At 52.4% G+C, this 20,977-nt stretch carries 25 protein-coding genes; 5 read left to right on the forward strand and 20 right to left on the reverse strand.

The window, feature by feature from the left end; translation table 11 throughout:
* Positions 1 to 6 precede the first annotated feature (6 nt).
* From bshC to FED52_RS09015, 5 genes are all read right to left on the reverse strand, one after another.
* Positions 7 to 1,563, reverse strand: a complete 1,557-nt coding sequence (gene bshC, locus FED52_RS08995) for a bacillithiol biosynthesis cysteine-adding enzyme BshC (RefSeq protein ID WP_232939291.1) — start codon at positions 1,561 to 1,563, stop codon at positions 7 to 9.
* Between the two features lie 24 nt (positions 1,564 to 1,587).
* Positions 1,588 to 1,947 carry a DUF3397 domain-containing protein gene (locus FED52_RS09000; RefSeq protein ID WP_084592783.1) on the reverse strand — a complete coding sequence of 120 codons (360 nt, stop codon included), beginning with the start codon at positions 1,945 to 1,947 and terminating at the stop codon, positions 1,588 to 1,590.
* Positions 1,941 to 2,780, reverse strand: coding sequence for a 2-dehydropantoate 2-reductase (locus FED52_RS09005; protein WP_138859656.1), 840 nt, complete (start codon positions 2,778 to 2,780; stop codon positions 1,941 to 1,943). Before FED52_RS09005 ends, FED52_RS09000 begins: the two co-directional genes overlap by 7 nt.
* Positions 2,781 to 2,887: 107 nt before the next feature.
* Complete coding sequence (rpmF, locus tag FED52_RS09010) at positions 2,888 to 3,061, reverse strand: 50S ribosomal protein L32 (protein ID WP_015881300.1); 174 nt, start codon at positions 3,059 to 3,061, stop codon at positions 2,888 to 2,890.
* A gap of 22 nt (positions 3,062 to 3,083) precedes the next feature.
* Positions 3,084 to 3,611: a YceD family protein gene (locus FED52_RS09015; protein WP_034777064.1), complete on the reverse strand. Its 528-nt coding sequence runs from the start codon at positions 3,609 to 3,611 to the stop codon at positions 3,084 to 3,086.
* Positions 3,612 to 3,768: 157 nt separating this feature from the next.
* Between FED52_RS09015 and FED52_RS09020 the strand changes: the two genes are divergently transcribed.
* A complete protein-coding gene (locus FED52_RS09020) occupies positions 3,769 to 4,899 on the forward strand; it encodes a tRNA(Met) cytidine acetate ligase (protein ID WP_167491804.1) in 1,131 nt (376 codons plus the stop codon).
* Here FED52_RS09020 and FED52_RS09025 read toward each other — a convergent pair.
* The 5 genes from FED52_RS09025 to FED52_RS09045 are packed head-to-tail and all read right to left on the reverse strand — an operon-like array spanning position 4,878 to position 7,682.
* On the reverse strand, positions 4,878 to 5,870 hold the full coding sequence (locus tag FED52_RS09025) for a SepM family pheromone-processing serine protease (protein WP_138859658.1): 993 nt from the start codon (positions 5,868 to 5,870) through the stop codon (positions 4,878 to 4,880). The two genes, FED52_RS09020 and FED52_RS09025, sit on opposite strands and share 22 nt — an antisense overlap.
* Positions 5,867 to 6,364, reverse strand: a complete 498-nt coding sequence (coaD, locus tag FED52_RS09030) for a pantetheine-phosphate adenylyltransferase (protein ID WP_034777061.1) — start codon at positions 6,362 to 6,364, stop codon at positions 5,867 to 5,869. Before coaD ends, FED52_RS09025 begins: the two co-directional genes overlap by 4 nt.
* Before the next feature lie 4 nt (positions 6,365 to 6,368).
* Positions 6,369 to 6,935, reverse strand: coding sequence for a 16S rRNA (guanine(966)-N(2))-methyltransferase RsmD (gene rsmD, locus FED52_RS09035; RefSeq protein WP_138859659.1), 567 nt, complete (start codon positions 6,933 to 6,935; stop codon positions 6,369 to 6,371).
* A gap of 53 nt (positions 6,936 to 6,988) precedes the next feature.
* Positions 6,989 to 7,252 (reverse strand): DUF2129 domain-containing protein, encoded by a 264-nt coding sequence (locus tag FED52_RS09040; RefSeq protein ID WP_021067029.1) that lies wholly within the window; start codon positions 7,250 to 7,252, stop codon positions 6,989 to 6,991.
* Positions 7,236 to 7,682, reverse strand: a complete 447-nt coding sequence (locus FED52_RS09045; protein WP_034777059.1) for a YlbF/YmcA family competence regulator — start codon at positions 7,680 to 7,682, stop codon at positions 7,236 to 7,238. The genes FED52_RS09040 and FED52_RS09045 overlap by 17 nt, the downstream gene beginning before the upstream one ends.
* A 151-nt stretch (positions 7,683 to 7,833) precedes the next feature.
* On the opposite strand from FED52_RS09045, the gene FED52_RS09050 reads away from it, so the two are divergent.
* From FED52_RS09050 to FED52_RS09060, 3 genes are all read left to right on the forward strand, one after another.
* The gene (locus FED52_RS09050; RefSeq protein WP_240731242.1) at positions 7,834 to 8,568 is read left to right on the forward strand and encodes an ATP-grasp domain-containing protein; all 735 of its coding nucleotides are present in this window, start codon (positions 7,834 to 7,836) and stop codon (positions 8,566 to 8,568) included.
* A 103-nt stretch (positions 8,569 to 8,671) separates the two neighbouring features.
* Positions 8,672 to 9,034 carry a YugN family protein gene (locus FED52_RS09055; RefSeq protein WP_021067026.1) on the forward strand — a complete coding sequence of 121 codons (363 nt, stop codon included), beginning with the start codon at positions 8,672 to 8,674 and terminating at the stop codon, positions 9,032 to 9,034.
* A gap of 271 nt (positions 9,035 to 9,305) precedes the next feature.
* Complete coding sequence (locus tag FED52_RS09060) at positions 9,306 to 10,772, forward strand: IS1182 family transposase (protein WP_138859625.1); 1,467 nt, start codon at positions 9,306 to 9,308, stop codon at positions 10,770 to 10,772.
* Between the two features lie 189 nt (positions 10,773 to 10,961).
* Here the strand turns inward: FED52_RS09060 and FED52_RS09065 are convergent.
* From FED52_RS09065 to cyoE, 10 genes are all read right to left on the reverse strand, one after another.
* Positions 10,962 to 12,289, reverse strand: a protein-coding gene (locus FED52_RS09065) for an IS3 family transposase (protein ID WP_138858667.1) whose coding sequence is annotated in 2 segments (ribosomal slippage) — positions 10,962 to 11,890 and positions 11,890 to 12,289 — 1,329 coding nt in all. Because the reading frame shifts where the segments join, the coding sequence is not laid out codon by codon here.
* 111 nt (positions 12,290 to 12,400) lie between these two features.
* The gene (locus FED52_RS09070) at positions 12,401 to 12,673 is read right to left on the reverse strand and encodes a hypothetical protein (protein WP_128122992.1); all 273 of its coding nucleotides are present in this window, start codon (positions 12,671 to 12,673) and stop codon (positions 12,401 to 12,403) included.
* Between the two features lie 5 nt (positions 12,674 to 12,678).
* Positions 12,679 to 13,293 carry an SCO family protein gene (locus FED52_RS09075; RefSeq protein ID WP_034777051.1) on the reverse strand — a complete coding sequence of 205 codons (615 nt, stop codon included), beginning with the start codon at positions 13,291 to 13,293 and terminating at the stop codon, positions 12,679 to 12,681.
* 20 nt (positions 13,294 to 13,313) lie between these two features.
* Positions 13,314 to 13,775 (reverse strand): DUF420 domain-containing protein, encoded by a 462-nt coding sequence (locus FED52_RS09080; RefSeq protein WP_034777049.1) that lies wholly within the window; start codon positions 13,773 to 13,775, stop codon positions 13,314 to 13,316.
* 23 nt (positions 13,776 to 13,798) lie between these two features.
* A complete protein-coding gene (locus FED52_RS09085) occupies positions 13,799 to 14,722 on the reverse strand; it encodes a cytochrome c oxidase assembly protein (RefSeq protein WP_034777047.1) in 924 nt (307 codons plus the stop codon).
* A 134-nt stretch (positions 14,723 to 14,856) separates the two neighbouring features.
* Complete coding sequence (locus FED52_RS09090; protein WP_034777045.1) at positions 14,857 to 15,186, reverse strand: cytochrome C oxidase subunit IV family protein; 330 nt, start codon at positions 15,184 to 15,186, stop codon at positions 14,857 to 14,859.
* Position 15,187: 1 nt separating this feature from the next.
* The gene (locus FED52_RS09095; RefSeq protein WP_034777044.1) at positions 15,188 to 15,814 is read right to left on the reverse strand and encodes a cytochrome (ubi)quinol oxidase subunit III; all 627 of its coding nucleotides are present in this window, start codon (positions 15,812 to 15,814) and stop codon (positions 15,188 to 15,190) included.
* Positions 15,815 to 17,683: a cytochrome c oxidase subunit I gene (ctaD, locus tag FED52_RS09100; RefSeq protein WP_034777043.1), complete on the reverse strand. Its 1,869-nt coding sequence runs from the start codon at positions 17,681 to 17,683 to the stop codon at positions 15,815 to 15,817.
* Positions 17,684 to 17,721: 38 nt separating this feature from the next.
* Complete coding sequence (coxB, locus tag FED52_RS09105) at positions 17,722 to 18,738, reverse strand: cytochrome c oxidase subunit II (RefSeq protein WP_214791563.1); 1,017 nt, start codon at positions 18,736 to 18,738, stop codon at positions 17,722 to 17,724.
* A gap of 60 nt (positions 18,739 to 18,798) precedes the next feature.
* Positions 18,799 to 19,719 (reverse strand): heme o synthase, encoded by a 921-nt coding sequence (cyoE, locus tag FED52_RS09110; protein WP_034777042.1) that lies wholly within the window; start codon positions 19,717 to 19,719, stop codon positions 18,799 to 18,801.
* A 331-nt stretch (positions 19,720 to 20,050) separates the two neighbouring features.
* On the opposite strand from cyoE, the gene FED52_RS09115 reads away from it, so the two are divergent.
* Positions 20,051 to 20,953 (forward strand): COX15/CtaA family protein, encoded by a 903-nt coding sequence (locus tag FED52_RS09115; protein WP_138859660.1) that lies wholly within the window; start codon positions 20,051 to 20,053, stop codon positions 20,951 to 20,953.
* Positions 20,954 to 20,977 lie beyond the last annotated feature (24 nt).

A 20,977-nucleotide genomic window follows, 5' to 3' on the forward strand; every position in this document is an offset into this window, starting at 1 on the left:
TTTATTTTACAGTTTAACGAGACATCGCTCCGATTCAGACTGTTCGTAGGCGGCAAATAGCCGTTTGAACACATCGAGGCCATGACGATTCAAGAGCGGTACCATCGACCAGATCCGTTCTTGCGGCGCATCCATCGGTAAGAGCCTTGTCGACAGATGAATCCGCCGACTGTTCAACCGATATTGGTCACGTTTCGCCTCGGCCCGCATCTCGTCAGCGAGCCGATCAAGTACGTGTCGCGCCTTGGCGTCAAATCGATGGCCCCGCTTCCCGGCTTCGCGACCGAGCGCTTCCGTGAGCGTTCGGTAGGCGTAAAGACTCTGGTCGAACGCCTCGTCATCGAACGTATGGTCCGGCAACGGGTTCGTCAAGTAATCGACGAGCGTCACGCCTTCTTGGGCAAGCTTCTTCTCATCGTTCGTCGAAACGAGGACGGCCCCGAGCCGTGGGATGAGGAGCGGCATGTTCCAACCAAAGAGATGGAACAGCGGGCGCAACTGAAGCCAGTAGGCGATTTCCCCCGGGCCGGCGATATAAGCGAGCGTCGGGAACAAGAAGTCTTGCATGAGCGGACGTGACACGACGTTGTTCGAGAACCGCTCCGGGTGCTCCTCGACTTGTTGCAGCAACTCGGCCTCGGTGAATCGATGGCCTCGTTTCGTCGTGAACACCCCGTCTTGTTTCGTCAACAACTCGCGTGTGCCGTCGTGATAGAACAGATGGGCCGCATCCCGGTTCAAGTCGACGTGTGGCATGCCATCCTCGAACGCCTCTCGTAGCGCCGTGTTCAGACGATCGTGTTCGCGAATCAACCGCTTGAATGCATCGCGCTCGAGCGCCCGGACTTCCGGTTGGTGCGGGTCGAACAGGATGAAGTCTTCTCCGACGAACCGGCGCATCATCCGCCCGAAAAATTCGGCGAACGAATGGCTCGCTTGGAGCACGGCGACGAGCTCTTGATAAAGTGTCGTCGTGTATGGCGTCTCCGTCTCTGATAACAGCACACGCTGTAGCATTTGCACGAGCTCAATTTTCAGTCGATCGAATTCTAACTCCCCGATCGATGCCTTGCCGGCGAGCGGGACCGTCGATAGCGCCTCTTTACGCAATTGACGCGACAACGGTTGGCTCACGAACACGTGGTTGATTTCCGCATAGTCGTGATCCTCGGTCGCCATCCAAAAAATCGGGATGACCGGTTTGTTCAGTTTCGCTTCTGCCTGTTTGGCTTTTTTGATCACGGTCAACAGTTTATACACCGCGAACAACGGACCACCGAATACCCCGACTTGCTGTCCGGTCACCATCGTCAACGCCTCGCCACGAGCCAACGCGTCGAGCTTTGATTCGAGCGCGGGAGACATCGGACCGTGGACGGTTTGTTGGTCTCGCAATATAGTTACAAGCGCGGGCAAATGCGTGAACGAACGTCCGGTCAGTTCGTCAGCCCTCGCCTCGAGTTCGTCCATCCCTTTATAGTCCAGCCATTTCGAATAACCTGTCTCCACCTGCATCATCGGAGACGACGGGGCGTACATGGCATCTAGCGACTCTATCCTCACGTATAACGACTTCCTTTCAAACAATTAATACATCATCTCGCGTGCGATGCCGATCGTGAACAAGACGAAGTGGGCCGGGACGAGCAACAAAAACAATAGGCGCCACCCGTGCACGAACATCTTCGAATAGACGACATCCTCATGGCGAACCCGCTGCCAAATGGCGTTGGCAGGGAAGATGGCGGCACAGACGGCGAGCAGCAGCCAGAACACATCGACCCCGACAATCGCCTCGAGCAAAATCCCACACGCATAGAACCATAGGACCACGCCGGCATCACAGACGAGTTTGAACGTATTAACCGATTTCGGCATAATTTTTCTAAGTATCATATACACCATAAACCAAATGACGAGTGGAAATGAAACGATATACACTAGCACGATACGCTCGCTCCTAAAATTAATTTTTGTAGGACGGGAATGACGGTCAATGTGATGCCTCGCTCGTCGGCCCGTTTCAACAGCGGTGTCAAGATGGCGTCGACCTCGGTCTGGCGCCCTGCTTCGATGTCACGTAACATGGAAGACCGGTTATGGGCCGTTTTTTCAATGATGGTCTCGATATATGTATAAGGCACGTGCCGGTCGAACAATGTGGACAATTCCGCATAGACGGCATCGGCGATGTCACGGCAAGGCGGCGAAGCGACCGCACCATTTTCGACACGACAGAGCGCTGTGATCGGATTGATGATCGCGTTCGCGAATAGCTTCTCGGTGACGACTTGCTCGATGTCTGCTTCCCAGACGACATCGAGTGGAGATGCGTTGAACGACATCTCTTCGAGCGAGCCGAGGCTGCCAATCCGGATGCGCCCGAGCCCGGTATGCTGGAGCCGGGCGCCGTCGCGGCTCACGCCATGTTCGACCACGCCGAGATGAAACCCTCGTTTCCGTGCGTAGTCGAGATGGGCGATCCCGTTCGAACAGATGAAGACGGGCACATCCCCTGACAATCGTTCCGTCGCCGCCTCGACCTGGTGTGCTTTCGTCGTCACAAAAAAAACGTCCTGCTCCGACTCGACGAGTGACGTCACCGGACAAAGGCTTACATGAGCCTTCCCGTTCGTGACGCCGATTCGTTCGATCGTCACGGTCGTCGCCTCGTCGACACGGCCATAGAGCGTCACCGTATAATCCGGTTCGAACAGCGAAGCCATCAGCATGCCGACGGCGCCGTTCCCGATAATCCCAATTCGTTTAATCGGCTTCATTGCCATCCCTCCACGTCTAGTCTGCACTCAAAAGTTTACCACAATCTATTTCCACGACCCAAAAAGAAAAAAAGAAGCGATCTCCGAGGAGACCGCTTCTTTTCGCATTATTTGCTTGTTACTTCTTTACCGTTGTAGTGTCCGCAAGATTTGCATACACGGTGAGAAAGCTTCATTTCGCCACAGTTCGGGCACTCGTTCATACCAGGTACGTTGAGTTTGAAGTGAGTACGACGAAGACGTTTGCGAGTTTTCGACGTTCTACGGAATGGTACTGCCATCGTTGTCCACCTCCTTGAAAAGTTAGCCGTTCTCGTCCTCTTTTTTAGAGAACAAGTCGGCGAGGCCCGCGAGGCGCGGGTCAATTTTTGGTTGGTCGTCCGGCTGCTCGTCAATGACGGACCAGCCTTCCCCTTCAACCTGAGTTTTGTCTGTTTCGTTCCCGAAAACTTGCATCGGGACGTCTAACATGATGAGCTCTCTTACGATTGGTCGCAGATCAATCGTATTTCCTTCTGGCAAATTGACATCATCGAATTGCTCCGTATAACGCCCATTCTCCAAAAAGAAAGGCTCGAGCGATTCAATATCAAATTCATAGATGACATCGTCCAACGTACGCGCATCTGGCAACGTCAGGTCACCTTGAACCTTCAAATTGAATGTAACTTGATTAGATGTGAACGACGCATCCCCGTGCACATGCACCGGGCGAATCGAACGGATATCCGGATGGAGCTGAGTAAGCTCTGGTAGTTCGACCATCTCGTCGATGGCAAAACTGTCACCCTGGTTTCGTAGCTTAAGTAGCTGTGCAATAGACCACTTCATCCGAATCACCTCAATTGCAACAATATGAATTATAGATAGGCCAACTTGTTTTGTCAATGTTTTTTCTTTACACTAAAATCAGTTGACGACGGCGCTTTGCCAAAGCGTACTTATCCATCTTACACCAATCCAATCGACAATGCAAAGGAGTAATTTTATGCGAAAAACGGCCATCATCGCTGAGTACAACCCGTTCCATAACGGGCATCTCCATCAAGCTGAACGAGCACGGATCGAAACGGGCGCCGATGCCGTCATCGCCGTCATGAGCGCCCAGTTCACCCAACGCGGGGAACCGGCGGCGTTCGACAAATGGAGCCGCGCGAAAGCGGCCGTCCAGACGGGCGCGATTGACCTCGTCGTGGAACTGCCGACCCGTTACGGGGTACAACGTGCCGACCGGTTCGCAAGCGCCGCCGTCGCCATCGCCGAACGCATGCAGTGCCAAACCCTGTCGTTCGGAAGCGAGAGCGGAGACATCACAGCCGTGAAACGGGCCGCGGCCGCAAACATCGAGGCGACGCCAGCTTATCAGACGGCACTAAAAGAAGCGCTTGACCAAGGACGATCCTCGGCCAAAGCGTCGAGTGAGGCGTTCGGTGCGCTCTATCCCGATTTCGACTTGACGCTCCCGAACAATATCCTCGCCTATCACTACGCGAAAGCGGCGACGACGATCGAGCTCCATACGATTCGTCGCCTCGGTGCGGGATACCATGACCCAAGCGTCTCAGACGTCATGTCGGCCACGGGGGTGCGCGGCCACTACTTGGAGACAGGTATGGTCCGGGCCGTCCCTGACGCCACGAGAGCCCTGTTTGCGGACGTGTCGATGGCACACTGGTCACTCTATTGGCCCGTCTTGCAGTACAAGTTACGGACGACCCCGAAAGACGTGCTCGACCAACTTGTCGGCATCGACAGTTCGTTATCACCGCGTTTGATTCAAGCCGGTCTCGAGCCGACGTTCGAGCAGGCGCTCGCTCGACTGTTGACGAGACGCTACACTCGGACCGCCATTCAACGTGCTCTCGTCTCTGTGCTCGTCCATTGGCGCCGCGATGAGCTGCCAGAGCGTTTCGATGAGGTGCCTTACGTCCGCCCGCTCGCGTTCAACGCGATTGGACGAATCGTGTTGAAAGGCATAAAAAAAGACGTACCGCTCATGAGCAAGTACCATCCTGACCTTGCGTTCGAGGCTCGAGTGACCGAGGCGTATCGCCTTCCTCTCGGAAATCGGTCACTCGTCGAACACGTACAAACCCCTCAATTCATTGACTCCAAATAATCGATGGCCTCCTCGACCGTCTTGACCGGAACGACTTTGATGTCACTGTCTAGGCGATCGAGCGATTCCATCGCCTCATCGTAATTTGATCCGTCCGGCACGAAGAAAACCGACGCACCGGCCCGGTCGGCGGCGACGATTTTTTGCCACGCCCCGCCGATTGGTCCCACGGTCCCGGTCTCATCGACCGTGCCGGTACCGGCGATCACAGCCCCACCTGTCAAATCACCCGGTGTCAACTGATCAAAGATTTCAAGCGTGAACATAAGACCGGCCGAAGGTCCTCCGACGTTCGTCAGTTCGAACGAGACTTCCGGGACTGTGCGCACGTCTTGAATCGGTAACGGTTCATAAATCCCGAGACCGACCCGGTCGCCGGTCCGGTCGAGCGGCTGGATAAGCGTATCGACCTCCAGCTCCCGTTCATCCCGTTCGAGCGTAACGGACACTTCATCGCCGGCTTCGAACGAAGCGACACGTTCGATGAAGTCGAGACGCGACGCGAACGACTGGCCGTCGATGGCGGTGATCACGTCACCCGGTTTCAAAACGTTCGCCGCGAGCGACCCGCTGATCGGGGCGGAGACATACATCCCTTCGAACGAAACCGTCACGTCGGCGTCCGCCAACTCATAGGCGTATTGAATCGCCGCCTGCTGGGACGATGCCATCAACAGTTCTTGTCTTCGCTCGTAGTCTGCTTCCCCTTCTCCCTCATACAAGTATCGACTGGCCGGGCTGGCATCGGTGAACGGCGTGAACCAACTGCCGACGAGCCAAAGCGGAGTCGCCCGACGTTGCGAGATGGTCACCATCTGTAGCTCGCCGGGTTCTTTGTCCCCGCCTTCGACCGTCATGAATTCTTCAATCGTCGTTGCTTCCCCCGGGTAGGTGATGTAATACGGGAGCGGCACAAACAAGAAAATCAAGACGGCCAGGAGCAACCCGAAGCCGATTTTGAGCGACTTCATTGCCCTTGGCTCACTTTATACTTTTGACGCAAGGCGTGCTCGACTTGTTCAGGGACGAGTTCAGCGACGGACGCCCCGTATTTGGCGACTTCTTTCACGATTGACGAGCTTAGGAACGAATATTGGCTGTTTGTCATCATAAAGAGCGTCTCCACGTTCTCATTCAACTTTTTATTGATGGATGCGATTTGAAGTTCATATTCAAAGTCAGAGACGGCCCGCAGCCCACGGACGATCGTTGCCGCCTCACGCTTCGCTGCATATTCGACGAGCAATCCCCCAAACGCGTCGGCGGTGACGTTCGGCAAATGCGTCGTCACTTCACGGATGAGCGACAGGCGCTCTTCTACATTAAACAGTGGTGCCTTGCTCGAATTTTCGAGCACGGCGACGATGACTTCGTCGAAGATGGCTGCCGCCCGCTCGATGATATCTAAATGACCGTTCGTAATCGGGTCAAAGCTCCCCGGGCAAATCGCGATACGTTTTGACATGTTCTCACTCCTCGGTCGCCGCATACTCATAGAAGCTGATCGTGATCACGTCCGAGTAGCGCTGCACCTTGATTTTTCCCAACTGCCCGACCTGATCCGGTAACGTCACATCGCTGCCATGTTCGCAGACGACGACCCCGTTGTCCGTCAATAGTCGGTTCGACTCAATGATGTGTAAAAACGGCACATGTTCTTCCGCATGATATGGCGGATCCATAAAAATCAATTTAAACGGCTGTCCTTTTAAGACGAGTTGGTCGAGGACCGACCGGGCGTCTTGTTGCAACACCGTCGCTTTGGACTCATAGTGTGTCGTCTTCAAATTGTCTGTGACCGTCTGGATCGCCTTTCGTTGCTTGTCGACGAACACGGCATGGTCACATCCCCGTGACAACGCCTCAATCCCTAACCCGCCGCTCCCGGCGTATAGGTCAAGCGCATCTCCCCCGGCGAAATAAGGGCCAATGATGTTGAATAATGATTCTTTCACTTTATCTGTCGTCGGTCGTGTCGCCGACCCCGGGACCGCCTTGAGTCGGGTCCCTTTTCGTTCTCCTGAAATCACTCGCATCTCCGTTCTCCTTCACCACAAAAGATGAAGGCGGTGCCGCCTTCATCTTTGTGTTATTTCTGCTTCGATTCGTACGTCTCCGCGACGAACGGCCGCTCACTGCGGACGACCGCTTCGACGAACGGCAACGCGCTCACTTGTTCGAGAATCGCCTCATGTCCATCGAGGTCGGTATACAAGAAGGCGTACTTCTCCCGCTTTGACACGTAATACAGGTTCGCATAGCGACGCAACGCCTTCACTTGCTTCAACGATTGGACGTAGACGACGAACCCGATTCGACCATTCAACTCAAACGTCTCAGATGGCACATCCACAGCTTCCGCCTCCACAACTTCCTCCGCCTGAACATCCGCCTTCATCGAAGAACGGGTTTCCGGTCGGGACTTTGATTTTTGGAGAAACCGAGAAGGCCAACAGCTCACTCACTTCCCCGAGCAGTTTATCTAAACTGCGTTCCGCTTTTTTAAATGCGGCCACTTCTGGCTGGACATCGAGACGCCGTTTGACGAGATGCATCTCTTTTTTAATGCGATCGTGGTCCGGGTGATGTTTCCCGAACCGCTGTACGTACTCGTAATCTTCTTTCATCCGCAAGAACTCACGTTCCACGAGGCGCGCTTCCTCCGATTGGGCTCGCGCTTGTTTCGTGGCGATATATGTTTGGAACGACTCGCTCGCTTCAATCAAATCGGCTAACGATTCCGTTTGATCGAGCAGGGCGATCGTCTGTTCAGTAATAATCATGGCTTTCACCCTTTCTGCCATGATTTTAACACATTTGATTCCCTCTGTAAGCAATCGGCTTTATAATTGAACGTGACTGTCAAGCGTCCAACCAGAAAGGAAGTGAACAGGTGCATCCGTGCACCTCGCTATGAAAAAAGTCTCATTTAACATGATTCGTTCGGCCGGCATCAAGACCGACTATGCGAAACCTGAATATTATTACGACCAGCTCGATAAAGTAAGAGCGGCCGACCTCGTCTTGTTCCCTGAATATTGGATGGTCAACTCGATCATCTACGGACTGAATAAACCGATTTTCCCGTCCCCGGCCACGTATCACCTCGGGCACGATAAGATTGAGATGACGCGCGCCTTCAAGGCGACGTTCCCGCACCGCATCCCGAAGACGCTCATCTACGGGAAAAACCCTTACACGATTGAGCGTGTCTTGGAAGAGTTCGAGTACCCGTTCGTCGCCAAGACGGCCAAGTCGTCGATGGGACAAGGCGTCTGGCTCATCAAGCATGAACAGGACTGGCTCGAATACGTCGACAAGCACGAGACGTTCTACGTCCAGCAATATATCCCGAATGACCGCGACTTACGGATCATCGTCATCGGTGAAGAAGTCGTCGGTTCGTACTGGCGCGTCAGCGAAGCGTTCTTGAACAACGTCGCCCAAGGTGCCCACTTCTCGTATGACGACATCCCGGAAGACGTCGTCGCGGAAGTGCTCGATATCGCCAAAACGCTTCACATCAATCACGCTGCCTTCGACGTCATCGTCGCAGACGGTGAATTTTACATTTTAGAGTTCAACGTCTTCTTCGGTTCGGAAGGGCTCCTGCCGCTCGGTGTGAGGCTTACAGACAAGATTGCCCACTACCTCGACACCCAGGCTTGAGGCGTTCATCTTTTTTTCACAATTTGAACACACGTTATTCCAAGAACGTTTTCGAATATGATATGATGACATATGAGGTTTATTAGGGAAAAGGAGGATTATGATGAAATTTGAGCAGTTCCACATCGAGGGAAAAGAGATCCGCTTCGGTTTGCTCGAGACGATCATGGATCATCATCATTTCATCCGTGAAGGCGCTTGGGACTATGAGCGTGCAACGTATGACATGAAGTACGAGAAACAATCGACAGGCGAGACGTTCTACCTTCGCTTACCGGTATATGCGATTGAAGGACAAATCGAGGACCGTCATGCGGTCGTTAAAATGTTGACACCGATTCTCGGAAAACATTACTACCCGCACGGCGTCGAGTACGACGAAGAGTTCCCGGAAGAAATCGTCCGTGATTGCGAGCGTCGTCTTGCCGCACTCGCTGAGACACTCGAAGTAAAACCCCTTGCATAAGCGAGGGCACTGAAAAACTTCAAATGATTTTGAACAGATGAGCGTCGTCCCGTTTGGGATGACGCTCATCTGTTTTCCTTGTCCTTCAGCCGCCCTGTCCGGCACGCCGCTTTCCTGGGGGCGGGCGTCGAGCCGCATCGCGACGTCGTCGCTGCTGGGTCTCGCCTTGCCCGCTGATTCCCCGGGAGTCGGCGTGCCCTCGGGCGGCGCTGTACGCGCCCGGCATTCCGGACTATACTGGCAGTAACCAACCCATTTGGAGGCGATCCCGATGATGCCCGACCTGCCGAACATGCCGCCGAGCCCATACGCTGCCCTTTATGACCTGTTGATCCCGGCCGATGACGAGCTACGGCTCATCCACGACCTCGTCCCGTTCGATTTCATCACCAAGCTGCTCGAGGACACGTATTGCCATGACAACGGTCGGATGGCCGTCCATCCTGTCCGGATGTTCAAGTACCTGTTCCTGAAGGCGCACTCGAACCTGTCCGACGTCGACCTCGTCAGACGGGCGAAGACCGACCTCGCCTACAAATATTTTCTGGATCTGGCACCGGAAGATGACGTCATCAATCCTTCCTCGCTCACGAAGTTCCGTCGTCAGCGCATGGCCGACGACGAGCTGCTCGACAAGTTGATCGAGCACACGGTCGAGGTCGCGAAAGGGATGGGACTGCTCAAGTCACGAACATTGATTGTCGACGCGACCCATTCCCGTGCCCGGTATGGGCAAAAACCGATCGGGCAGGCGATCATCGAGGAAGCGAAGGGGCTCCGTCATGCATGTTACAAAGAGACCAACGACGCGAAGGGACGTTTTCCGGAGAAGGCAAACGAGTCAGACATCGACCAGCTCCTCTCGTATGCGCTCGCCGTCGCCGAGACCGTCGAGGGCGAGATGCCTGAGCTGATGGCGCGCGAACACATCCGTGACCGTGTGAACCGTGTCCGCGAGTTCGCGGAGGATGCGCACGTCGAACTTCAAGTCTCCAGGGATCCTGATGCCCGGACCGGGCACAAGAGTGCCGACTCATCATTCTTCGGTTACAAACATCATCTCGCGATGACGGAGGAGGGCATCATCACGGCCGTCGTCGTCACATCCGGCGAAGCGTCGGACGGGCATCAGATGTCGAGGCTCGTCGAGAAGAGCCACCGCGCAGGGGCCGAGTTCGACCACATCGTGGGCGACGGGGCCTATTCGAGCCGGGACAACCTGATCTATGCCGCCTCGCAAGGGTGCAAGCTCGTCGCGCCATTGAACCCACAAGTCTACTCGCCGGCACCGAACCGCGTCGAGGGTTTCACCTACAACAAGGATGCCGAACGTTACGTCTGCCCAGCCGGGCATATGGCCGTCCGCAAAGCCCGTGGCGGACGGAAGGACGTCGGAAAGAACCAAGTGGAGAGCCATTTCTTCAACATCGAGCTGTGCAAGCAATGTCCGTTACGAAAAGGCTGTTACAAGGACGGCGCCAAATCCAGATCCTATAGCGTGTCGTTGAAATCAAGGGAGCACAGCGATCAACTTGACTATGGGCAGACCGATGACTTCAAGGACCATCGTCGGAAACGCTTCGCCGTCGAGGCGAAAAACAGTCAACTGAAGAACCCACAAGGTCTGGCGCGCAACAAGACGCCAGACCTGAAAGGCATGACGTTACAGAGCGTGATGGCCATCGTCGCAGTCAATCTGAAGCGAATCATCACCCTCCGGAAAGAGAAAACGGATTAAAGGCAAGGAAAAAAGGCGATCGTCCCGACACAAGTCGGGCCAATCGCCTTTTTCACGTTCTCACGCTCGGATAGAGCGGGGGTTTTTCAGTGCCCTCGCATAAGCGAAGGGGTTTTTCTTTTGTGCGTTCAAAAAAATGGAGAACCCGGCTTAATCTGTACCCCTTGTAAAGGACATTAATAAAAAAACTTATGCTGATTCAAGGAGATGATTCCTGTACTGTACGGGAGTCATCTTTTTCATGTTCCATTGATAACGATGATGGTTGTAATAGTTAATGGTTTTTCGGATTTCACGCTGTAGTGAATCGAACGTGGTACAGGCCTTTAACTCGACGATATCCTTGAAATGTCCAAAGAATGATTCCTGGACAGCGTTATCCCAACAGTTGCCCCGTCGGGACATGGATTGACCTAGCTTCATACGCTTCACCTCTTTCTGATAGGTCGGGCTCGTGTAGTGCCCTCCTTGATCTGAATGGATGAATGCGTCCTTGTCCAAGCGAATCCTCCGGTTCTTCCGTAAACGCTTCAACGTATCCAATACAATGTCGAGATTGATGTTCTCAGAGAGTTGATGCGCCAGTACCTCATTGGTCGAACCGTCCACGATGGTCGAAAGATAGGCTCGCTTACCGTTCCCGTAAAATATGTAGGTGATATCGGTGAGAAGCACCTTGTAGGGAGTGCCCTGTTTGAATTCGCGTTTGAGGCGATTCGGCACCACCCGGTGCTCGGCCGTCGCCTTAATGAGCCGTTTGTATGGCTTCGCCTTGCGGATTGGACACACGATGTTGTATTTCCGCATGATACGTCGGATACACTTCAGGTTCATCGTCACACCGAAATGACCAGACAGCACCATCTTGATCTGCCTAGCACCCTTCTTGCGCTTCTTGAAGTGGAACGCCTTCAGAACGAGGTCACGAAGAGCCACGTCTTTCGATTCGCGCTCCTGTCTGGTCTGTCTCCTCCGTTCCGAGAAATAGGCGTGGTATCCCTGACGTGACACCCCGGCCACCTGGCAGAGATGGCTGACCATCCCCTTCATTTTGTGCTTGATGATGACACCTTGAATCAGCTCATACTTTTGCGATGCGTTAAGTCCAGCTTTCCTCTCCCTTCCGCCAGGCGGATCTCCTTTAATAGTTCGACCTCTGCTTTCAACAGTTTGTTTTCGGCCTCGAGCTTCGCGTACCGTTCTTCTGTCGACAGCTCTTTATCTCTCCAACGTCCTGAATTACTTGATCGTGTATCGCGCAGCCCCATTACCCCATCTTTTCGGTAAGCTCGTGTCCAACGATTTTTACAAGAACTCATACGCCGTTCACCGAGTACCTCCACATCGAATCCACATCCCCGGAAGATTTCCACAGGGAACTTTCCTTCCAACGTCTGTGCTATAAAAAGTTCCTTAAACTCATCGGTATACGTGATCCCTTTCGGGCTCACAGATTTAACGTAAGGATTTGCGGCTAGCGCATCTATTTCTTTTGACGTAAATATCTTCTTCGACACTCGAATTCACTCCCAATATGATTTAGTCCAGTGTACACAAAAACCCTGAGCAGTAGACTTTTTTTTAGTGTCTACTACTCAGGGTACAGTTTAGCTGGGGTTCTCCATTTTTTATACTCCGATGACGTTGAGCGTCACATCGACCTGTCCGAGCAATAAGTCGAACTGATCACGCACATACCGATACAAGCGTTCAGCCTCGACGAGCGAGACGGGTGCGATGATTTGATAATCGTATTGCTCTTTCGACAGAGACACGACTTTCACTTCACGCAATCCGAATTCGATCGCGCTGCAAGCGATCAAATCCTCGATCGCCCGTTCGGCAATCGTCACATCTCCGTAGGAATAATCATTTCCGATGACAGCCATCGTATCATTCATCTTCTTCACTCCTTTTCTGCCGCGAGTACTAACACGTCCTCCATAATGGTTTCGATGTCGACAGGTTTTTCTCCTGCCGTCGCCATTTGGGCGACCGCGCGCACGTCATGCTTGCGATCGATGATATACATCGTCGTCGCATGCGTGACGAGACCACTGTTCGCTTTCGAATAGTAGAACTGAAGCTGACGCGTGATACGGTCGATATCGGCTTTGTCTCCGGTCAACATCTTCCAGCCCGTCGGTTCGGCTTGGAACGCCGCCCCGTAGTTCTCTAAGACGGGGACCGTATCGACTTCCGGGTCGACCGTGATGGCGACGAGCTCAACGTCCGTCCCGTATAGATCGTTCGCTTTCAGCTCTTGCTCGAGCTTCATGAAGTCGCGCAACGTGAGCGGACAAATGTCCGGGCAGTTCGTGTAAAAGAACGTGACGATTTTAACTTTACCGTTGTCCGAATTGTACGACTGACCGTCGAGCGCGTTCGTCAACGTGAACGGGGTCGGCTCTTGGATGACGGGCAAGTCCTCTTCTTTAAAGAATAAGAAGTACGAGGCCACGCCGATTGCCACCAAAATGGCGACCGTCAAACCGACCGTCATATAGCTATTCCGTTTCATCCTCTTCCCCCTCTCTCGATTCACCCACCGATAATGGCACGGAAGACGTTCGTCGTCTCACCTGGGTCATAGGCGACGTAGAGGAGGACGTATACCGTCACCCCTGTGATCGCCGTGAAGAACCAGACGACCGAAGCTTTCGGTCCGATTTTCCGGTGTTTCTCGACTTTGTTTTTATAGCCGAGGTAAAGCGTGATCAAGCCGAGGACCCCGCCTGTCGTCGCGAGTAAGATATGAAAGATCATGAACGCCAAATAGTATGGCTTCACTGAATCAGGTCCGCCGAAAGCGGTATTGCCGACAAAAATCGTACGCGAGACGTAAAGAATGAAGAATGTTGTCGCGGCAATCGCGGCAGCCGTCATGACTTTTTTATGTTTGTCGACGTTGCGACGATCACGCGCGATGATCGTCCATCCGATTGCGACTAAAATAGCACTGATGACAATGAATGTCACACTGATCAAGGCAAGATAGTTCATCGTAGTTTCCCCTTTGACTTAGTTCATTTTTTCTCTTTTGGTTCTTGCGGTGTGAACGACATGCCTTCATCGAGCGCAAGCGATTTTGTCCGGCGCACCCAGCCGAAGAATGTCCAGCCGAAGAAGAAACCGTAGACGACTTCTTGACCGAGCTTCATCAATACCCCACCGAAGCGTTGGTCTTCAAGGGCGCTGTTCGTCGCGCCCATGAGCGCGTTCAAATCAAGGCCGGATACGTCCCCGTTCGGCATACAGTAGCCGAGCACGGTCGCAAACGTTTCTGCGTCTGTATAGGCGTCATACAAGATGCCTTGGCTGAAGATGATGAACGCACACGCCGGCGTCAACAACACCCCGTTCGCGATGATGTATACCATCCGCTTCAAATCAGACATGCCTTCCTCTTCTTCCGAGAGGAATGGTGCAATGACCGGATACCACATCGTCAAACTGAAGACCACGAGAGCTCCGTGGAAGATGCGGTGCACACCATAGTTCGTCAACACGTAGTCAAAAATGAATGGCATATGGTAGAACGTGAATAATGCATTGAACAAAACGAGTGCGATCAAAGGTTTTGTCATAAATTTGAGCGTCGGTCCAATCACCTTATAGCTAAATAATTTTTCAAACACCCAATATGGCATCCCGTACACGACGAGCGCCGGTGCGAGCACGTAGACGAGCACCATCTGTAACATATGCACCGAGAAGATGATATGCGCGAGCACATCGACCGGGCTACCGAAACCGATGTAATACAATAAAATAGCGGATAACATGCTGAACTTTTGTAGCAACGTGGTCGACTCGTACCCTCGCTTCGCCATGCTCTCTGTGACGACCGCATAGAGGACGTACAACCCTACCATCAACAATCCGAACCATGGACTCCAAAGCGTCGTCCAATCGAACTGTTTGAGTAGCTCTGATGTATTCCAGAGCATCCCTTCACCCCTTTTCTTTCTCTCCCAAACCGATGAAACCGTTCACTTCAAGATTACTATTCCTTTATTTTTGAAGTAAAGCAAAAAGGACTGAATCATCTATGTTTCCACAGATGTTCAATCCTTTGTCACATTTACCAAATGAGCAAGCGAAGGGCCGCGACCGTGATGATGGCGACAAAGATGCCGAGCCACATCATTCCGACGATCCACGTGTTGCCACGGTTGTTCATATGCATGAAGATATAAAGCTGCAAGAACACTTGGATGATGGCGAGGATGATCAAGAAGCCACCTGCCGCCCACACCGGCATGAGTTCAGCGTATACGGCGCCAAACGCGACGAATGTGAGCAAAATCATCATCGCGAAGCTAATCAACTGAAGTTGATACTCGCGTCTTGATTCGGCTTTTACTTCAAGCTCTAACTGTTTGTGCGTTTCGTTCATTGGTTGTTTTTCCATATTAGCTCACCATCCCTAAGAGGTAGACGATTGAGAAGATGAAAACCCATACGACGTCGATGAAGTGCCAGTACAGGCTCGACACGTAGAACTTCGGTGCGTTGTACACATCGATTGGACGGTTCCAGTTGCGAATCAACAGCGTCGTGATCCAAAGGAGACCGAACGTGACGTGTGCGCCGTGGAATCCGACGAGCGTATAGAACGCAGATCCGAACGCGCTCGATGTGAACGTGTGACCGATGTGGTAGTAGTGGATGAACTCATAAATCTCTGCTCCAAGGAATCCAGCCCCGAGGAGAAGCGTGACGACCAACCAAAACTTCATGCGGCCTGGATTGTTCGCTTTCATGTTCATCATGGCGAGAACGCTTGTGAGCGAACTTGTGAGGAGGAGCATCGTCATCAAGAAGACGAGCCCCATCTCAAAGATATTGTACGAACGAAGTTCCTCTGGCGCACCAGAGTTCAGTAGACCGACGTACGTTCCGAATAGCGAGGCGAAGAGAACAGTCTCTCCACCGAGGAAGAACCAGAAGGCCACATATTTATTTTTCCCTTCCAGCGTGGCTTTCTCTGGATTGGCCGGGATACCGGTCACCGGGTGTTTTTCGACTGCATGTGCCATTTATTGGTCTCCCTTCTCACGAATCGCTTTCAAATCCGCTTCAATCTGTGATTTTGGAATATAGAAGCCATGGTCGTCGATCCATGAACGGAGGAACATCGACACGAATGTGATGAGTAATCCGATCACGATGAGTGACCAACCGACAACCGCGTTATCCATTTGGAAGATCGCTCCAAGTCCGGCGATGAAAAGACCGAGTGACATGAAGAATGGAATCAACGAGTTGTTCGGCATGTGGATGTCTGCTACCGGTTCAGCAACAGAGACCCGTTTGTTGCCCGCCATTTTCTCGAGCCAGAACGTATCGAGACCTTTGACAAGCGGTGTTTGTGCAAAGTTGTACTCTGGTGTCGGTACAGGAAGCGTCCACTCCAATGTACGTCCATCTTCCCAGTGGTCTGGCTTGACGCGTTGTTTCGACAAAAATGCCTTGACAACAGCGACGAGCAAGATGATTGTCGATACACCCATGAAGAAGGCACCGATCGTCGACAGTAAGTTCATCGTCTCAAACCCTTGGTTAGGAAGGTATGTGAAGACGCGGCGTGGCATCCCGAACAATCCGAGGAAGTGTTGCGGGAAGAACGTCAAGTGGAATCCGATGAAGAACAACCAGAACTGCCAGTAGCCAAGCTTCTCAGAGAGCGCTTTGCCGAACATGAGCGGGAACCAGTAGTAAAGTCCTGCGAATAGACCATAGACAACCCCACCTACGATAACGTAGTGGAAGTGAGCGACAACAAAGTAACTATCGTGATACTGATAGTCGGCCGGTGCGACCGAAAGCATGACCCCTGTCATCCCCCCGACGAGGAACGATGGAATGAATGCGACCGAGTAGAGCATCGCGACGTTGAACTTGATTTGTCCGCCCCATAGCGTGAACAACCAGTTGAAGATCTTGACCCCTGTCGGAACGGCGATGGCCATTGTCGCGACAGCGAAGATCGAGTTGGCGACCGGTCCGAGACCGACCGTGAACATGTGGTGGACCCAAACCATGAATCCGAGGAAACCGATGAGCATCGTTGCGAAGACCATCGTTGTGTAACCGAACAGACGTTTACGAGCGAATGTCGGAATGATTTCCGAGAAAATACCGAACGCAGGGAGTATCAAGATGTATACTTCCGGGTGTCCGAAGATCCAGAAAAGGTGTTCCCAGATGACGACGTTACCGCCGGCTGCCGGATCAAAGTAGACGGCACCGAACAAGCGCTCGAACATCAACATGAACAAGCCGACTGTGAGCGGCGGGAACGCGAAGACGATCAACGCCGAAGCGACGAACGTCGTCCACGTGAAGAGCGGCATCCGCATGAGTTTCATGCCTGGTGCACGCATGTTCAAAATCGTGACGAGGAAGTTAATCCCGGCCATGAGTGAACCGAAACCTGAGATTTGAAGACCGAGGGCATAGAAGTCGACCCCTGATGCTTCAGGTTGTGTCGAGAGCGGCGCGTACGCCGTCCACCCTGCGTTCGGTGCAGCGCCGAAGAACCAGCTAAGGTTCAGCATGACACCACCGAAGAAGAACAACCAGAAACCAAGTGAGTTAATGAACGGGAACGCGACGTCGCGTGCCCCGATTTGTAGCGGTACGACGGCGTTCATAAATCCGAATAGCATCGGCATGGCCGCTAGGAAGATCATCGTCGTCCCGTGCATCGTGATCAATTGGTTGAACGTTTCGCCGCTGACGAAGTCGTTCATCGGACGAACGAGTTGCCAACGAATAAGTAAAGCTTCAATTCCACCGAGAAGGAGGAAGAAGATTCCTGAGAACAAATACAAAATACCGATTTTTTTGTGGTCAACCGTCGTAACCCAATCCATGATGCCATTGTATTTACGCGGTTGCTGCATAGCAGTGGTCTGTGCCACGTGAAATCCCCCTTTTCCCGTTAGTCAATCTTCTGATCGTACAAGAAGTCAACGAGTGCATCTAACTCTTCATCACTGATTTGGCCTTCACCGAAGCCAGGCATGAGCGCGCCTTGTTTCAATTCTTGTGGGTCGCGAATCCATTCTTTCAACTTCTCTTCGTTGTTTTCGAGGTAGCCCGCCAACCATTCGCGATCACCAAAGTTCGTCAAGCTCGGCGCGACTTTCCCGCCACCGTGACAGCTCAAGCAGCTCTCGACGTACACGGCTTCGCCTGTCGTCAAGTTTTGGTTATCTGCAACGAGGTTTTCTGTGTTTGCGTCCTGCTGTGCTTTCATGTCTTCGAGCCATTGGTCGTACTCTTCTTGCTCGAGTGCGATGACTTTGAAGTCCATGAGTGCGTGTGAAGGTCCGCAAAGCTCGGCACATTTCCCGTAGAACGTACCTGGTTCATTTGCATGCAACCACATTTCGTTATCAAGGCCTGGGTTCGTATCCGTCTTACCTGACAAGGCCGGTACCCAGAACGAGTGAATGACGTCTTTCGATGTCAAGTTGATGCCGACACGCTTACCGACTGGGATGACGAGTTCTTGACCCGTGACCACGCCTGCGTTCGGATATTCAAATTCCCACCAGTAAAGGTTGGCCGTGACATTGATTTCTTCTTCTTTTTTCGCTTCTTTCGCTTTCGCGAGCTCGACTGTCGTCGTGATCGTCGGAACAGCGAGAATGATCAATAAAATGATTGGAACGACTGTCCAAATCATCTCAAGCGTGCTGCTTCCTTCGACTTGCTTCGGAATCGATTCATCTTTCCGACGGAATTTCATGAGCACGTACACGTAAATAATCGTTACGATGACAAGTACAAAGAGCATGATTGCCAAACTGATGAGAATGATGCGAAGCTGAATCTCAGCTCCTTCTCCCATCGGCTTCAATGCAGACAATCCCTCTACGCCGCACCCTGATAACAGTAGTGCGAACATCATCATCGGGACGATGCCAAACAGAAGCTTCTTAAATGATTTCACAACAATCCCCACTTTCTCCCAAAATGATGTGCAATGGTTTCTATATAGTGAGTGCGACTATCAAAGTGCCGTCAATACCAGCGTGACAATCCACACGACTAAATAAATCAATGAATAAAAGAACATTTTGTTTGCCCACTTGATCTCATCTTCGGCCTTGAAACCTTTCAAGCCGAGATATAACCAGTAGCCCCCAAGACCGGCCGCGACGATCACGTAGATCAAACCGTAATGCAAGAACAAGAGCGACGCTGGAATGAGTGTCGCGATCCACCAAATGATTTGGCGCTTGGTGATCGCAAAGCCGTTGACGACCGGTAGCATCGGAATGCCGGCCGCTCGATACTCCTCGACACGCCGCATGGCGAGCGCGAGGAAGTGTGGCGGTTGCCACAAGAACATGACGAGGAACATGAGCCACGCATCGATATGAAGCGCGGGATCGATGGCTGCCCAACCGATGAGCGGCGGTACCGCTCCGGAGATGCTGCCGACGACCGTGTTCAACGTGTGCGTTCGTTTAAGCCACATCGTATAAATGACGACATAAAAAAATGCCCCGATTAAACCGAAGACTGCTGCCACATACGACACGATCAATAAGAGCAATGTCCCGATCGCGAGTTGCGTTAATCCAAGGAGCAAAATCCGTTCTCCCGAAATTTTCCCGGTGACACTTGGTCGGTTGTCTGTACGTCCCATCAAGTAATCGATATCACGGTCCACGAAGTTGTTTAGGTAACAACTCCCGGAGATGACGAGCGCGCTTCCTAACATCGTTAATAAGAGTTGTGGCCAAACTTCAAACAAATAAAGTACTGGCGTATCACTCTGATATGTTGCTGCTACAAAGAAACCGGCGAACACCAACAAAAGATTGGCGCGGACGATTCCCATTTTTGCCAGAGCAACATAGTCGCGGAACGAAGCGGATTCTGTATATTCTACTTCTGCCATTGTCCCTGGGTTGACTTTTGTCATAATGACCCCCCTACTAATCACGAAATCCTCGTATTCTTTTCACAGAAAAAACACAATATGAACAAAGTTCACCTAACTCATAACAAAGATACCATATTTTCAAAAAGAATACGTCGTTTATGCTTGTAAAATAGCTAGTTTTTTGTGACAGACGTGTGATAATTGTCACAGTAAAAACGCTACGCTAATACTAGAATAACGATTTTGATAGCGATTGCAAGCTTTTCCGTTTCGTTTTTACGACGTAAAGCCGTATAATAAGTATGGCGAAAAAAATATAAACTGACAAGGCACAATTCTAGTGATTTTTCTCAAAAGCAGGTGGAAACGAATGCATAAAAAACTCGCACTATTTTCAGCACTCGTCACGCTCGGGATGATGCTTGTTCTTATCATGGGTGGAACCGTGACGAAGACCGACTCCGGCGACGGGTGCGGTACAGACTGGCCGCTCTGCCACGGGAAACTGATTCCGACCAATCCGAGCGTCGAGACGATGATCGAGTACAGTCACCGTGTCGTCTCCGGCATCGAAGGACTCCTCATCATCGCATTGACGGTTTGGACGTTCGCGGTCGTCAAGAACCGCTATGACGTCAAAGTGTTCGCGTTCCTCGCGTTCATCTTTATGCTCATCCAGTCCATCATCGGCGCCGGTGCCGTCATCTGGCAACAGTCGGACGCGATTCTCGCGCTCCACTTCGGCATCTCGCTCGTCTCGTTCGCGTCGCTTCTCATTTTGACGATTCTCTTGTTCGAAGGAGAACGTCTGCATCGGGCCGTCTCCGAACGGTTGAAGATTCACCTTTACGGCTTGACGATCTATACGATGGTCGTCGTCTACACGGGTGCTTATGTCCGTCACCTCGGCGCGACGTATGCGTGCGTGGGCTGGCCGATCTGTGACCAGAACGTCTGGACGTTCGAGTCGTACGTCCAAATGGGACACCGGATCATGGCGGGACTGCTCGTCTTCTATACGCTGTACGTGTTGTACTTGGCGCGACGGGAGACGAATCGACTCGTCGAGACCGGGATGTGGGCGTCCTTGTTCTTCATCTTGCTCCAAGTCGGCACGGGGGCGTGGATTGTCCTTGGGGGACATGCCACATACGTGCCGCTCCTCCACGCGTTCTTGATTACCTGCTATTTCGGGATTGTCTCGTATTTGGCATATCATGCGTATCGGAGTCAGAAGCAGACGACCGCGTCCGCTCGACAAAAATCAGTTTAATCGAACACACGAAAAGGAGCGACG

It is taken from the genome of Exiguobacterium mexicanum (assembly GCF_005960665.1).
In the GTDB taxonomy this organism is placed as follows: domain Bacteria; phylum Bacillota; class Bacilli; order Exiguobacteriales; family Exiguobacteriaceae; genus Exiguobacterium; species Exiguobacterium mexicanum_A.